The 14,735-nt window shown below is 64.1% G+C and carries 13 protein-coding genes; 3 read left to right on the top strand and 10 right to left on the bottom strand.

Annotation, left to right across the window (positions count from 1 at the left end; translation table 11 throughout):
- The first annotated feature begins 208 nt into the window (after window positions 1-208).
- From ctlX to CF161_RS15305, 3 genes are all read left to right on the top strand, one after another.
- Window positions 209-1,147, top strand: coding sequence for a citrulline utilization hydrolase CtlX (ctlX, locus tag CF161_RS15315; protein WP_020297505.1), 939 nt, complete (start codon window positions 209-211; stop codon window positions 1,145-1,147).
- Window positions 1,144-2,178 carry an arginine N-succinyltransferase gene (gene astA, locus CF161_RS15310; protein ID WP_020297504.1) on the top strand — a complete coding sequence of 345 codons (1,035 nt, stop codon included), beginning with the start codon at window positions 1,144-1,146 and terminating at the stop codon, window positions 2,176-2,178. The genes ctlX and astA overlap by 4 nt, the downstream gene beginning before the upstream one ends.
- A 69-nt stretch (window positions 2,179-2,247) precedes the next feature.
- Entirely contained in the window at window positions 2,248-3,108 is an 861-nt protein-coding gene (locus CF161_RS15305; protein WP_020297503.1) for a LysR family transcriptional regulator, read from the top strand.
- 136 nt (window positions 3,109-3,244) lie between these two features.
- Here the strand turns inward: CF161_RS15305 and CF161_RS15300 are convergent, their stop codons facing one another.
- The 10 genes from CF161_RS15300 to arnC form a co-directional block, all read right to left on the bottom strand.
- Window positions 3,245-3,952, bottom strand: coding sequence for an HPP family protein (locus CF161_RS15300; protein WP_020297502.1), 708 nt, complete (start codon window positions 3,950-3,952; stop codon window positions 3,245-3,247).
- 161 nt (window positions 3,953-4,113) lie between these two features.
- Window positions 4,114-5,292: an MFS transporter gene (locus CF161_RS15295; RefSeq protein WP_020297501.1), complete on the bottom strand. Its 1,179-nt coding sequence runs from the start codon at window positions 5,290-5,292 to the stop codon at window positions 4,114-4,116.
- Between the two features lie 157 nt (window positions 5,293-5,449).
- The gene (locus tag CF161_RS15290) at window positions 5,450-7,075 is read right to left on the bottom strand and encodes a glycosyltransferase family 39 protein (RefSeq protein WP_043229535.1); all 1,626 of its coding nucleotides are present in this window, start codon (window positions 7,073-7,075) and stop codon (window positions 5,450-5,452) included.
- Window positions 7,076-8,449 (bottom strand): UDP-glucose/GDP-mannose dehydrogenase family protein, encoded by a 1,374-nt coding sequence (locus CF161_RS15285; protein ID WP_020297499.1) that lies wholly within the window; start codon window positions 8,447-8,449, stop codon window positions 7,076-7,078. It abuts the gene before it with no gap.
- On the bottom strand, window positions 8,446-8,859 hold the full coding sequence (gene arnF / locus CF161_RS15280) for a 4-amino-4-deoxy-L-arabinose-phosphoundecaprenol flippase subunit ArnF (protein ID WP_020297498.1): 414 nt from the start codon (window positions 8,857-8,859) through the stop codon (window positions 8,446-8,448). Before arnF ends, CF161_RS15285 begins: the two co-directional genes overlap by 4 nt.
- A complete protein-coding gene (gene arnE / locus CF161_RS15275; RefSeq protein WP_020297497.1) occupies window positions 8,856-9,200 on the bottom strand; it encodes a 4-amino-4-deoxy-L-arabinose-phosphoundecaprenol flippase subunit ArnE in 345 nt (114 codons plus the stop codon). The genes arnF and arnE overlap by 4 nt, the downstream gene beginning before the upstream one ends.
- A complete protein-coding gene (gene arnT / locus CF161_RS15270) occupies window positions 9,197-10,846 on the bottom strand; it encodes a lipid IV(A) 4-amino-4-deoxy-L-arabinosyltransferase (protein WP_020297496.1) in 1,650 nt (549 codons plus the stop codon). Before arnT ends, arnE begins: the two co-directional genes overlap by 4 nt.
- Window positions 10,843-11,727 (bottom strand): 4-deoxy-4-formamido-L-arabinose-phosphoundecaprenol deformylase, encoded by an 885-nt coding sequence (arnD, locus tag CF161_RS15265; protein ID WP_020297495.1) that lies wholly within the window; start codon window positions 11,725-11,727, stop codon window positions 10,843-10,845. Before arnD ends, arnT begins: the two co-directional genes overlap by 4 nt.
- The gene (gene arnA / locus CF161_RS15260) at window positions 11,727-13,718 is read right to left on the bottom strand and encodes a bifunctional UDP-4-amino-4-deoxy-L-arabinose formyltransferase/UDP-glucuronic acid oxidase ArnA (protein ID WP_020297494.1); all 1,992 of its coding nucleotides are present in this window, start codon (window positions 13,716-13,718) and stop codon (window positions 11,727-11,729) included. Before arnA ends, arnD begins: the two co-directional genes overlap by 1 nt.
- On the bottom strand, window positions 13,715-14,734 hold the full coding sequence (arnC, locus tag CF161_RS15255) for an undecaprenyl-phosphate 4-deoxy-4-formamido-L-arabinose transferase (protein ID WP_020297493.1): 1,020 nt from the start codon (window positions 14,732-14,734) through the stop codon (window positions 13,715-13,717). Before arnC ends, arnA begins: the two co-directional genes overlap by 4 nt.
- Window position 14,735 lies beyond the last annotated feature (1 nt).

Genomic DNA, 14,735 nt, shown 5'->3' with positions numbered 1-14,735 from the left:
GGGATCCGCCGGGGAGAAGTGGGTTGTTGCACAGAGCCAGCGCAGCCTCGCAGGCTCGGCAGCGGCGGCGTTTTTCGGTGCCGCCGAATCGGCTGCACGTCGGCGCGCTTTCAGCCATTTCCGGCACAGCCCCCAGCCTTATCAGCCGGGTTTTTCCGGCTCCGAGCCCGACAATAAGCACCTCTCAACCCTCATTGATGCTGTGCCCATGCAAACCACCAATACCGTTTTGATGATTCGCCCGACACGTTTCTCCTTCAATCAGGACACCGCCGCCAACAACCGCTTCCAGCGCCCCGCGGCCGTCGCCGAAGATGTGCAGCGCCAGGCTCTGCAAGAGTTCGACGGCTATGTCGCGGCGTTGCGCGCCGAGGGGGTGGAGGTCATGGTGCATGACGACGCCGAGGCGCCGCACACGCCGGACTCGATCTTCCCCAACAACTGCTGGAGCAGCCACCCCGACGGCACCCTGGTGCTGTACCCGATGCAGGGCCATAACCGGCGCCTGGAGCGTGATAAAGGTGTGCTCGAGCGCTTGCGCAATGCCTATCAGGTCGAACAGCTGCTGGACCTGTCGAGCCTGGAACAGCAGGAAATCTTCCTCGAAGGCACCGGCAGCATGGTCCTGGACCGCGAACGGCGGATTTGCTACGCCGGCTATTCCACCCGCACCCACGCCCGGGCCCTGGACCAGTTGATCCAGCACCTGGGCTATGAGTTGTGCGCCTTCAGCGCCGTCGACCGCCAGGGCGTGGCGATCTACCACACCAACGTGATGATGAGCGTCGGCACCCGCCTGGCGGTGGCCTGCCTGGAATCGGTGCGCGATTTGAGCGAACGCCGGGCCTTGCACAGCCGCCTGGAAGACAGCGGGAAACAGGTCATGGCCCTGAGCTGGGACCAGTTGGAGTCCTTTGCCGGCAACATGCTCGAGGTGCACACCAGCACCGGCGAGCCGCTGCTGGTGATGTCGCGCACCGCCTGGCAATCCCTGGATGGCGAACAGCGGCGGCTGGTCGAGCGCCATGCCCGACCGCTGCCGGTGAACATCGACACCATCGAACGCATTGGCGGCGGCAGTGCGCGCTGCATGCTGGCCGAAGTCTATCTGCCCAAACGTCCCACCCCTCTGGAGCAATCGCGATGATCGTGCGTCCCGCTACATTGGCCGACCTGCCGGCCTTGTTGACCCTGGCCCACAGCGCCGGAACCGGCCTGACCACCTTGCCGGCAGACGCCGGGCGCTTGCGCCAGCGCCTGGAGTGGGCTGAAAAGACCTTTGCCGGCCAAGCCGAACGCGCCGATGCCGACTACCTGTTCGTGCTCGAAGGGGAAAACGGCGAGGCCCTGGGGATCTGTGCCCTGGCCGGGGCCGTGGGCCTGCGCGAGCCTTGGTACAACTACCGCCTGGGATTGTTTGTGGCGGCGTCCAAGGACCTGGGGATCAACCAGCAACTGCCGACCCTGTTTTTGGGCAACGACATGACCGGGCATTCGGAACTGTGCTCGCTGTTTCTCCACGCCAACCACCGCAGCGGCCTCAATGGGCGCCTGCTGTCCAAGGCGCGGTTTCTGTTCCTGGCGGAGTTCCGTGAGCATTTCGGCGACAAGGTGATCGCGGAAATGCGCGGGTTCTCTGATGAAGAGGGCGTCTCACCGTTCTGGGAAGGCCTGGGCCGGCATTTTTTCAAGATGGATTTTGCCGACGCCGACTACCTGACCGGCCTGGGCAACAAGACGTTTATTGCCGAGTTGATGCCCAAGTTCCCGCTGCCCACCTGCCTGCTGCCCCAGGAGGCGCGCTCGGTGATCGGCCGCGTCCATCCCAACACCGAGCCGGCCCTGGGCATGCTCAAGTCCGAGGGTTTCGGCTTCAAGGACTACATCGATATCTTCGATGGCGGGCCGCTGATCGAGTGCGCCACCGGCGAGATTCGTGCGGTGCGTGACAGCCAGGTGCTGCAACTGAGCATCGGTACGCCGGGCGAGCAGGCCGAACCCTACCTGATCCACAATCGCCAGTTCGCCGACTGCCGGATCACCGCAGCCCCGGCCCGGGTGGCGGCCGGCACCCTGATTGTCGCCGCCAGCACCGCCGCCAGCCTGGGCTTGAGCGCCGGCAGTTCGGTACGCGCGGTGAGCCTGGCGGTGCCGCAGCAGCAGCGGTCGGCAGCCTGAGCCACACCGCTGCAGCGCGGGCGAGCGAGCGCCGCTACAATGGCGCTCGACTTTTGTGTCCGAGGCACCATGGATATCGAGCTGGCCCGCACCTTTTTGCAAATCGTCCGCAGCGGCAGCCTGGTGGCCGCCGCCGAGCATCTGCACCTGACCCAGACCGCCATCAGCGCCCGGGTGCAGAACCTCGAAAGCCAGCTCAACTGCAAGCTGTTCGTGCGCAATCGAGCCGGGGCCCGGCTGACGCCCGACGGCGAGGCCTTCATTGTCTACGCCAACCAGTTGCTGCAAACCTGGGAAGCCGCCCGGCGCGACCTGCCGTTGCTGGAGGGGTATCGCAATGTGCTGCACATCGGCGGCGAAATCAGCCTGTGCAACCCGCTGATGCTGAACTGGGTGCGACGCCTGCGCCTGGCGATTCCCAGCCACGCGATCCGCAGCCAGGTGGGAGACGGCGCGAGCCTGCAGCGGCAACTGGAAATGGGCCTGCTGGATGCTGCGCTGGTGTATCAGCCGGTGTATTGGCCGGGTTTGCAGGTCGAGCAATTGCTGGAGGAAAAACTGATCCAGGTGCGCCTGGCCGGCCAGCCCGAACCTTATGTGTATATCGACTGGGGCGATGATTTCCGGCGCCAGCACGACGCGGCGCTGCCGGATCAGGCCAAGGCCGCGGTGGGCTTCAATCTTGGGCCGCTGGCGTTGCAATTTATCCTTGAGGGCGGCGGCAGCGGCTATTTCCGGACCCGGGTGGTGCAGAGCTACCTCGACAGCGGCGTGCTGGAGCGGGTGGAAAAAGCCCCGGAATTCAGCTTTCCGACCTACCTGCTGTATGCCCGCGAGCGCGACTCCGTCGAGTTGCAACAGGCCTTTGATGTCTTGCGCGAAGTCATCAAAGGCGACAACGACTGGTCCCAGCGGTGGTCGCCTTTGTAATGGAGGCGCTGCCGAGACTGCGAGGCTGCCCGCAACTCACCTGACACAACACGGCGGTCGTGATGGCCAGCGCAGCCTGCGGCAGCGGCTAGAGGTTGCCCGATCTACCACGACGGCCTCGATAGCCGGCCTCTGGTCAGAGCCTGGGGGCCAGCACTTCGCCGATGCTGCGGCGGCGGGCGTGGGCTTCGCTGGCGTGGATCAGTTGTTCGAGGTCTTGCGGGGTGACATCGAAAAACTCCTGCATCTCCGCCAGGGCCAGTTGCAGGTCGGCAGCGGTGATTGCCTGGCTGCCCACCACGGGCGGCTGGGCGGGGATCGCCGGCGCCGGTTCGCTGGCCGCCTTGGGGTAACGGATGCGCGTCAGGTTGTTATAGACCAGGGCGCACAGCAGCAGGCACAGCGCCCCGAGCATCGTCGGCGCCAATGCCCGCCAGTCCAGGGCGATGGTCGCCGGGTCAGCCAGGACCAGGGTCAAGGCCAGGGCGCCGGCGGGTGGATGCAGGCAACGCAACCAGCACATCAGCACCAGGGCCATGCCGGCGGCGAGGCAGGCACTGCCCAGGCTGCGCCCCAGTACATGGGCCGCCAACAGCGCGACCACCGCGGCACACAGGTAGCCGCCCAGAATCGACCAGGGCTGGGCCAGCGCCCCGGAAGACACGGCAAACAACAACACCGCCGAGGCGCCCAGCGGGCCGATCAGGTGCACCGCGACGTCCATGCCGAACACTTGTCCGCACAACCAGACGCTGATCAGTGTCCCCAGGGCCATGCCGATGGCGGCGCGGCTCCATTCTGCGGGACGGGTATTGATGGCGGCGGGTTTCCAGCGTGCAAACATAAGCAGAACAATCCAATCGGCGGGCAAAAAGAAGGGCTGTCTGGATAACCAGAAAGCCCTTTAACGTTCCAACATTTGGGGGAGGAACGGGCGCAGTGTGCCGCGCCTTGCTGCTGCACACAAATTCATAATGATGCTGCTTAACTGCATTAATTTTGTATTTAAGCCGAGTCGGCCAGGGCCACTCGCCGGGCACTGAGGAAACACAGCCACCCACCCAGGGCCGTCAGCGCACTCAAGGCATAAAACATGGTCGGCGCCGCCGAGTGCACCAGCAGGTAACCGCAGATCACCGGGCTCAATGCACCGCCCAGGGCCGCCAGGTTCTGCGCGCCGTAGTAGCTGCCGCGCAGCGCGTCGGGGGCCAGGGTGTCGATAAACAGAAACTCCGCCGGGTAAATGATCATTTCGCCCAAGGTGAAGACGAACATCGCCAGGCACCAGCCCAGCAGGCTGTCGGCCAGGCTGAAGCCGATCAGCCCGAGGATGAACAGGGCGGTGCCGACGGCAATCCAGTAGCGCAGTTGCTCACGCTTGAGGAAGCGGCCGATCTGGTACTGCAACAGAATCACGCACAAGGCGTTGCAGGCCAGCAGGGCCGCCATGGTGTCGAGGGCGCTTTGGGCGTCCGAGGTGACCAGCAGGTACTGCGACAGGTACAGGGTGAAGCGGCCATGGACGATGGTGCTGAGCAGGCAACCGGCGGTGAACATGATCAGCGTGCGGTCGTTTTTCAGGGTGACCAGGGTCTGGATAAAACTTTGCGGTTTGCTCAGGGTGTCGCTGCCCGGCGCCGAAGCAATGCCGCGCATCAGCAGGGTGCTGAACAGGGCGATGCCACCGGCCATCAGAAACGGCGCCAAGGGCCAGGTGCCGGCGATCACCACGCCCAGCATCGGCCCGGTGGCGTAGCCGATATTGGTCAGGGTGTAGCGCAGGGAGAAGGCCTTGGCCCGTTGGCTGATGGGCAGGTTCTCGCTGAGGATCGCCTTGGAGCCGATCAGGAACAGCGCCGAGGCGGTCTCGGTCACCACCAGAATCACGGTGGTCAGGTACAGGTTGTGGGCGAAGGTCAGCAGCACGAAACCGATGGCGCTGGAGAGCATGGTCAGGATCAGCAGCCGGCGCTTGTCCAGGCGGTCGATGATGTAGCCGCCGTACAGCGCCAGCAGGGTCGCGATAAACACCGCGATGCCCAGCAGCAGGCCGACGTCCTGTGGGTCCAGGTGCAGCTTTTCGCTGAGAAACAGCGTGAGCAGCGGGCTGGTGATGGCGCGGCTGATCACGATGGTCAGCGAACAGATCATCAGGCGCCGGATAACCAGGGAATAAGTCGCCACGACCGTGCAGAGTCCTTGTGCCGGATACGGGAAGCATCCGTTGAGCCGCCCTGGAGCGCTCATCACAGGCGCCGTCTGTGCGCAGCCTACAGAATCCGGCGCATGGCGTAACGCAAATGCTCGTCCGCCCCGGGTCAATCACCGAGTCCCGATAGCCTCAGGGCTGGGGCGTCGAGCCTGCCGGAACGTGCAACAACAGGTAGTCATTTTTATCGAAGCGCCCACTCAAGACGGGTTTCAGCTGGCCCAGGGGCGAGTCTTGCAGGCTTGGCAGCAGGTTGCGATCGATCACCACCCAGGCCGGGCCCGGCACCTGCGCCAGGGTTTGCGGCTGATCGGTGAACAGCGGCTGCATATCCTGTTCGAGGTGCACCATGAACTTGATCGCCTTGGCGTCCTTGCCCATGCCGTGCAGTACCAGCGGCGCCGGATCACGCTGGATCAGTTGCATCGCCGCCTCGGTGAAGGCTTTTGTGTCGTACAACTGGCGCTGCACCGGCTCGAACACTCCGATATAGCTGGCCCACACCGCCAGCACCGCCGTGTAAGCCAGGCCGACAGCGCGCCAACGCGGCTTGAACAACCACGCCAACGCCACGGCCTGCAACAGCCCAAGCAGAATCAGCATCGGTGCCAGGTTGTCCAGTTGCTCGGGAAATTTACGCCGCAACAGCAGCAGACCGATCAGCAACAGCCCGGGCAATAGCAGCCACAGGCCCTGGATCAGGCCGCGCAGCCAGGCGAACCAGCGGCCCTGCTGAACCTGGAACGGATAGGCCGCGATCATCGCCGCCATGGGCAGCATCGGCAGCAGGTAGCGCGCCTTTTTCGCCTGGGGGATCGACAGGCCGATCATCACCACCAGGCCGGCGGCGGTGCACAGGCGCAGCAGCTGCAGTGCCGAGCCCGATTCCCTGGAGCGGCTCAGCAGGACGGCGACCCACGCCAGCAGTGCCAGGGGGTAGGCAAGGGCGTAGTTGCCCAGGGAGCTGGTGAAATAGTAGAAGGCATCGCTCGCGCCCTCGCTGCCGTCCATGCGCCCCAGGAACTGCATGCGGATCACATCGTCGACAAAGGCTTGCCCGCCGCTGAGCCTGGCCAGCCACAGCAGCAGGGCCACACAGGCGCCGAGCAGCAACAGGGCGCTGAAGCCGAAGCCGAACAGGCGCCGCCATTGGCCGTTGAGCAGGTAATAACTGCAGAGCATGCCGGTGGGAATCACCAGGCCGATCGGCCCGCGAATGGCAAACCCCAGGCCCAGCAACAGGAAGATCAGCCACAGCCGGCGTGGCGCGGCGAAGTGGTCATGGGCATACCCCAGGTAAAACACCGCCAGCGCCACGGCCGCCAGCAGTTGGTCCTGGGACACGGCGCGGGTTTCGCTGATAAAGGTGTTGCTGAGCAACAGCAGAGCGACGCTGAGCAAGGCCCAGGTCCTGGAATAGGGTGCCAGCAGGCGGTAGATCAGGCTGACGATCAGTGCCGAAGCGATGGCCGTGGGCAACCAGGCGCTCAGGCTGCTGACCTGGCCCGAGGGCAGGGAAAACAGCCAGATCAACAGGGTCGAGGCACTGGAATAGTCAGCGTAGGGCTGGCCATAGGTGGTGGGGAAAAACCCTGGCCCGTGGCGCAGCATCTCCTTGGCGAATAGCACGAAGCGCGAGTCGAAACCGATGAACGACTGCTGATCGACGCCGGCGCAGAACAGCAGCAATGCCAGCAGCCCCAGCCCCAACGATTGCCAGAGAAGAGTTTTCGAAGGGGGACTGGGGAGCATGTTCATTCAGGCATCGACCGTGTGTGCAAGCCATTGCTGGTGGGGGATGGGCAGATTGCGCGACTCGCCACGACCGATCGGGAAGTAGGTGAAGCCATTGCGCGCCAGGCGATCGGCGTCGTACAGGTTGCGCCCGTCAAAAATCACCGGGGCCTTGAGCCGTTGTTCGATCAGTTCGAAATCCGGCGCCTTGAACTGCTGCCATTCGGTGCAGATCACCAGGGCGTCGGCGCCGTTGAGCACCGATTCCGGGGTGCCCATCAGCATCAGCTTCGACTCGTCGGGGTAGAGCTTCTGGGTTTCCTGCATGGCTTCCGGGTCGAAGGCGCGGACCTGGGCACCGGCGGCAAACAGTGAGTCGAGCAGAACGCGGCTCGGCGCATCGCGCATGTCATCGGTGTTGGGCTTGAAGGCCAGGCCCCAGAGGGCGAAGGTCTTGCCGCGCAGGTCGCCTTTGTAAAAGGCATTGATGCGCTCGAACAGCTTGTGTTTCTGCCGCTCGTTGATCGCTTCCACCGCTTGCAACAGGTCGCTGGAGCAATTGGCCGCCTGGGCGCTGTGGATCAGGGCACGCATGTCCTTGGGAAAGCACGAACCGCCGTAGCCGCAGCCCGGGTAGATGAAGTGGTAGCCGATGCGGGTGTCGGCGCCGATCCCCAGGCGCACCGACTCGATATCGGCCCCCAGGTGTTCGGCCAGTTCGGCGATCTGGTTGATGAAGCTGATCTTGGTCGCCAGCATGCAGTTGGCGGCGTACTTGGTGAGCTCGGCGCTGCGCAGGTCCATGAACATGATGCGGTCATGGTTGCGGTTGAACGGCGCATACAGGTCACGCATCACTTCGCGCACTTCTTCGCGCTCGCACCCGACCACGATCCGGTCCGGACGGCGGCAGTCGGTCACGGCCGAGCCTTCCTTGAGGAATTCCGGGTTGGAGACGATATCGAACTCCAGTTCACGCCCGCCCAGGGCCTGCTCGATGTGGGCCTTGAGGGTGTCACCGGTGCCCACCGGCACCGTGGATTTCTCCACCAGGATCACCGGCTGCTGACGGTGGCGAGCCACTGCGTCGCCGACCGACAATACGTAGCGCAGGTCCGCCGAACCGTCGTCGCTGGAGGGCGTGCCCACCGCGATAAACAGCACCTGGCCATGCAGCACCGCGAGTTTTTCATCGCTGGTGAACTGCAGGCGCTTGGCTTCCAGGCTGTCGCGCACAAGGCTGGCGAGGCCAGGTTCGAAGATGCTCACATGCCCCTGTTGCAGCAGCTTGACCTTGTTCTCGTCGATGTCCATGCAGATGACATCGTGGCCGACTTCAGCCAACACGGCGGCTTGTACGAGACCGACGTAACCACTTCCAAATACGCTGATTTTCATGGGGTATTCCTGGGACTTGCCGCGGGTGCAGATCGAGAGTTGATGGTGATGACACCGAGGATGACCAAGGCCACCCCCAGGCTTTTGGAAAGCGTGAAGGGTTCGTGGAACCAGGGCAGGCCGGCTGCCAGCAGGTACACCAGGGCGTAGCTGATGCTCAGCAGCGAATAGGCACGGCCCAGGGGCAGGTCGCGCAGGGCCAGCAGCCAGCACAGCATCGACAGGGCATAGGCACAGATGCCGGCCAGCACCACGCCCAGGGCCACATAATCAATGCCGCCGCTGCCCAGTGCGTCCAGCCATTGGGCCGGCTCGGGCAAGCGCGTCATGCTCCAGCGCATGCCCAACTGGGCGGCGCTGACCAGGCTCACACTGCCCATGGCGAAGGCGAAACCGCGGGACCGGCTCATGCGTGGCGACTCAACAGCAGTACCCCGGCAATCACCAGCGCCACGCCCAGCCAGTGACGGCGGTCGATGTGCTCGCGAAACACGAAGTGGGCGATCAGGGTAATCAACACAAAGTTCAGGCTGAGCATGGGGTAGGCCACGCCCACTTCCATGCGTTGTAGCACCAGCAGCCACACCAGCAAGCCCAGGCCGAGGCTGAACAGGGCCAGCCACAGCCAGCCTGAACGCAGTTTTTGCAAGGCGCTGGAAGGGCGGTCGCGCCAGCTTTCAACGGCAAACTTCTGCGCCACCTGGCCCAGGCAGGTCAGCCCGCAGGCCAGCAATAAAAGCAACAGGCTCATGGCTGGCTCTGGGGAATGATGAAGATCACGATATTGCCTTGCTCGTAGCGCTTGGCGTCCTTGGGCAGCAATTCGACTTCATGGGCTTCGTCACTGCTCTTGACCCGCATCACCACGCCGATGGTGCCTTGCTGGCGGTTTTCGGCGATCCACGGCTGGACCTGGGTCAGGTCGACCTTGCGCGCGGCGGAGTCTGCATAGCCCAGGCCGTACTTCACTTCGCCTTCGGTGTTGTACAGGGTCACGTCGGCGCGCCCCAGACGCCAGGCCAGGGCCGACGCGGCGCCCAGGTCGTTGCTCAGCAGGGCCTTGGCCTGACCCAGTTCGGCGACGTGGTCGATGATGAACTGGTCGGGAATCTTGTTGTAAACCACCTTGTTCGGCAGGGCCGCCGGGGCCAGGGCCACCAGCAGGAAGCTGCCCAGGGCCGGCGCGGCCCACAGGGTCATGGGGCGCATGGCCTGCAGCAGGTTGCTGAAGATCCAGCCCAGCAGCACCACGTACACCAATACCAGGTGCTGGGGTTCGTCCACATACACCGGCTTTTTCAGCTGGAAGTACACCAGGGCCAGCAGCCCCAGGACACCGGCCACCAGATTGAGCACACCGTTGCAGGCCAGGAGCCGGGTCTTGCCGGCGGCCAGGCGGTCCATCAGGGTGTGGCCCATCAACAGTGCCAGGGGTAACAGGCACGGCAGGATATAGGCCGGCAGCTTGCCTTTGCTCAGGCTGAAGAAGGCCAGGGGCAGCACCAGCCACAGCAGCAGGAAACCGCTGCTGTTCAGGCGCCGCTGTTGCCAGGCCTGTTTCAGGCTGGCGGGCAGCAACAGGACCCAGGGCACGCTGAAACCCACCAGCAACGGCAAGTAGTACCACCAGGGCGAGGCATGCTGGGCGTCTTCACCGGCAAAGCGCCGGATATGCTCGTGCCAGAAGAAGAACCGCCAGTAATCCGGTTCCTGGGCGTGCACCGCCAGGGCCCAGGGCAGGCTGATCAGGATCGCGACCAACACGCCGATGCCGCCGTAGATCAGCAGCGAACGCAGGCGCTTCTGCCAGACCGCGTAGGGCAGGGCCACCAGCACCGGCAGCAGCCAGGCGAGAAAGCCCTTGGTCATGAAACCCATGCCGCAGGCCAGGCCCAGCACGACCCAGGCCAGGACCTGGCCGCGTGGGGTGCGGCAATCGAAGGTAAACCACAGCGCCACCAGGCTCAGGTTGACCCAGAAGGTGAACTGCGGATCGAGGTTGGCGTAGCCGGCTTGCGCCGCCACCACGGTAAAACTCATGTAGAGCAGGGCGCTGGCCAGGCTCTTGCGCGGATCGTTCCACAGGCGCCGGGCCAGCAGATAGGCCAGGACCACGCTGAGGCCGGTGCTCAGGGCCGAGGCCACACGCACGCCAAACAGGTTGTCGCCGAACAGCGCCTGGCCGATGGCGATCATCCAGTAACCGGCCACCGGCTTCTCGAAGTAACGAATGCCCATGAAGTGCGGGCTGGCCCAGTTGCCACTGTGGAGCATTTCCTGGCTGATCTGCGCGTAGCGGGTCTCGTCCGGGATCCACAGGCCATGGGTAGCCAGGGGCGCCAGGTAGAACAGGCCAAAGGCAATCAGCAGTAAGGGCAGGGCCCAGCGTTTACTCATGCGCCCTGTACTCCCAGCCAGCCTTCACGGCCTTCGAGGGCACCGCGCACCACCTGCCCCTGGGGCAGGCTGGAGAGGTCCGCCGGAAGCAACTGCCCCAGGGGTTGGAACTGGATGTCGCGTTGCTGGGCACTGGCCAGCAACTGACGGAAATCATTGGCCATCAGAATCCCTTCTACTTCGGCGTGAATGGTGTAGGCGTTGAGCTTGTCAGGGCTGAACCGATCCAGAATAAAAGCATTGAAGTCCTGTGCGGCCACCAGCGGCCCGACCACTTCATCGAAGGTCGGCAGGTCCACCGGGATCTGCGGCGCACCCAGGCTGCCGTCCGCCAGCCGCGGCTGGAAGATCGAGTCGCCACGGCAATCGCTGTTGTAGCGCAAGCCGAAGGTCTGCTTGGCCTCGATTACACGCTCGTCGGCACGCCAGCCGGCGCTGGCCGAACAGTCGACGCGCTGACCCAGAATGTCATTGAGGGTGTCGAGCCCCTGGCGGATCTGCTCGATCAACTGCGCCTGGCTCCAGCGCCCGGCGTTGGCCTGCCAGCCATGGTGATCCCAGGCGTGCAGGCCGACTTCATGGCCGGCGGCCAGGGCCTGGCGCATCAGATGCCCCAGGTCGCGGCCAATGGGTTTGCCCGGCCAGGCGGTGCCGGCCAGCAGGATGTCCCAACCGTAGAGCCCTGCGGCATTGGAACGCAGCATCTTCCACAGGAACTGCGGACGAATCAGGCGCCATAAATGGCGCCCCATGTTGTCCGGACCGACGCTGAAGAAGAAGGTCGCCTTGACCCCGGCTTCATCCAGCAGTTCGAGCAACCGCGGCACCCCCTCACGGGTGCCACGATAGGTGTCGACATCGATGCGCAGACCTGCCTGCATCAGCGCTTGTCCGCGATTTCGAGCATGGCTTCACGCAGGAAGAAATCCAGCGTATTGCCGATGGTTTCGCTCATTTCCACGGTCGGCTCCCAGTTCAGCAGGCGCTTGGCGTTGGCGATGCTCGGTTTGCGGTGCTCCACGTCCTGGTAACCGGCGCCGTAGAACGCCTTGCTCTCGACATCGCGGAAACCGGCGAACGGCGGGAAGTTGGCCCGCAGCGGGTGGGCTTCGAACTGACGCAGCAGCTCTTCGCCGAGCTGGCGGATGCTGGCTTCGTTGTCCGGGTTGCCGATGTTGATGATCTGACCGTTGCAGGCGTCATTGTCGTTGTCGATGATCCGCGCCAGGGCTTCGATGCCGTCGGCGATGTCGGTGAAGCAGCGTTTTTGCTCGCCGCCGTCGAACAAGCGGATCGGCGTGCCTTCCACCAGGTTCAGGATCAGTTGGGTAATGGCTCGGGAGCTGCCGATACGCGCCGAATCCAGGCGGTCCAGGCGCGGGCCCATCCAGTTGAACGGACGGAACAGGGTGAAGTTCAGGCCCTTGGCGCCGTAGGCCCAGATCACCCGGTCCAGCAACTGCTTGGACACCGAGTAGATCCAGCGCTGCTTGTTGATCGGGCCGACGATCAGGTTCGAGGTGTCTTCGTCGAAGTTCTGGTCCTGGCACATGCCATAGACTTCGGAGGTCGAGGGGAAGATCACGCGCTTGTTGTACTTGACGCAGTAGCGCACCAGCTTGAGGTTTTCTTCGAAGTCGAGTTCGAACACACGCAGCGGGTTGCGGGTGTATTCGATCGGGGTGGCGATGGCCACCAGCGGCAGGACCACGTCGCACTTCTTGATGTGGTACTCGATCCACTCCGAGTGGATGCTGATGTCGCCTTCGACGAAGTGGAAGTTGGGGTGGCTGCGCAGGCGCTCGATGGCGTCGGAGCCGATGTCCAGGCCGTAGACTTCGTACTTGTCGTCACGCAGCAGGCGCTCGGACAGGTGGTTGCCGATAAAGCCGTTGACCCCGAGGATCAGCACTCGGGTGCGGCGTGGGGCACGACCGGATTCCGCGCCGCGCAGCACGGAGCCGTCTACCAGGCCCAGTTCGTTGGCCAGTTGCGGGCCACTCAGGTACAGGCCGTTTTCATTGCGCTGGCCGGCGTTGATCACCAACGAGTCCTGGCCGCAGGCGATGCGCAGCGGGTCGACACTGATCACCCGGCCCGGGGCCAGGCCTTCATTGCCCTTGACCACGTCGGCGCTCCAGACAATCAGCTTGTGCTCGCCCACGGCGCAGAACGCGCCCGGGTACGGCTTGGTCACGGCGCGAACCAGATTGAACAGCTGCTCGGCGCTGTTCTTCCACAGCAGCTTGCCATCAGCCGGCGTACGGCGGCCGAAGGTGGTGGCCTTGGACTCGTCCTGGGCGGTCTCGCTGATTTTGCCCTGGGCCAGCAGCGGCAGCGTGTCGTGCAACAGGCTGGATGCGGCGTTACGCAGCTTGGCGTGCAGGGTCAGGGCGGTGTCGGTGCGGTCGATGGCCACGCGTTCCTGGGCAATGATCGCCCCGGCGTCGGCGCGTTTGACCATGCGGTGCAGGGTCACACCGGTTTCGGTTTCGCCATTGACCAGCACCCAGTTCGCCGGAGCACGGCCGCGATAGCGTGGCAGCAGCGAGCCGTGCAGGTTGAAGGCGCCTTTGCCGGGGGTGGCCAGCAGGGCTTCGCTCAGCAGGTTGCGGTAATAGAAGGAGAACAGGTAGTCCGGGTTCAGCTTGGCGATGCGCTCGATCCACAGCGGGTGGTTGGCGTCTTCCGGCGCATGCACCGGGATGCCCTTGAGGGAGCACAACTGGGCCACGGAGCCGTAGAAGGTGTTTTCTTTCGGATCGTCGGCATGGGTGAACACCGCGGCAATCTCGTAACCCGCGGCAAGCAGGGCTTCGATGCCGGCACAGCCAATATCGTGGTAGGCGAAGACAACAGCTTTATTGCTCATGGCGAAACCTGATCAGTATGAGTGGAAGTTAAACCGTCGACAGTCACAGCAGGGGCCGGGGCCGCAGGCTGGCTGCGCAAGACTTTTTCGATGAAGAAGCGCGGGCGGGCCCGCACGTCGCTGTACATGCGCCCCAGGTATTCACCCAGCAGTCCCATGCCGATGAACTGGCCACCGGTGAACACGAACAGCACCGCGAACAGCACGAAGGTGCCGTCGCCGGCCCAGGTGGCGCCGAAGATCAGCCGCAGGACAATCAGCAGCAGGGCGAACAGCGCGCCGACGCCGGCCATGCCGAAGCCGATGATGCTCAACAGCCGCAGCGGCGTGGTGGTCATGCAGGTGATCAAGTCGAACATCAGGTTGATCAGGCGCATCGGGCTGTATTTCGAATCGCCGTGCTCGCGCTCGGCGTGCTCCACCAGCACCTCGGTGGTATGGCGCGCAAAGCTGTTGGCCAGGATCGGAATAAAGGTGCTGCGCTCGCGGCAGGCGAGCATCGCGTCGACGATGGTCCGGCGGTAGGCGCGCAGCATGCAGCCGTAGTCGCTCATGGCCACCCCGGTGGAACGCTGCACCGCGAGGTTGATCAGCTTCGACGGCCAGCGGCGGAAGGCCGAGTCCTGGCGATTGTTGCGCACCGTGCCGACCACGTCGTAGCCCAGCTCGGCCTGGGCCACCAGGCGCGGGATTTCTTCCGGCGGGTTCTGCAGGTCGGCGTCGAGGGTAATCACCACATCGCCACGGGCCTGTTCGAAACCGGCCATGATCGCCGCATGCTGCCCGTAGTTGCGATTGAGGATCACCGCTACCACCGGGCTGCCTTCGCGCTCGGCGGCGGCTTGCAGGATGTTCGCCGACTCGTCACGGCTGCCGTCGTCGACCAACACGATTTCGAAGTCGTGCTTGAGCAGGCGACAGGCTGCTTCGGTGCGACGCAGCAGTTCGGGGAGGCTCTCTTCTTCGTTGTAGACCGGGATCACGATCGACACGAACTGAATCGGATAAGGTTTCAAA

It is taken from the genome of Pseudomonas sp. CF161 (assembly GCF_000416215.1).
Taxonomy (GTDB): domain Bacteria; phylum Pseudomonadota; class Gammaproteobacteria; order Pseudomonadales; family Pseudomonadaceae; genus Aquipseudomonas.
The sequence above is the reverse complement of the archived record's forward strand: the minus strand, read 5'-3'. Positions and strand labels throughout refer to the sequence as shown.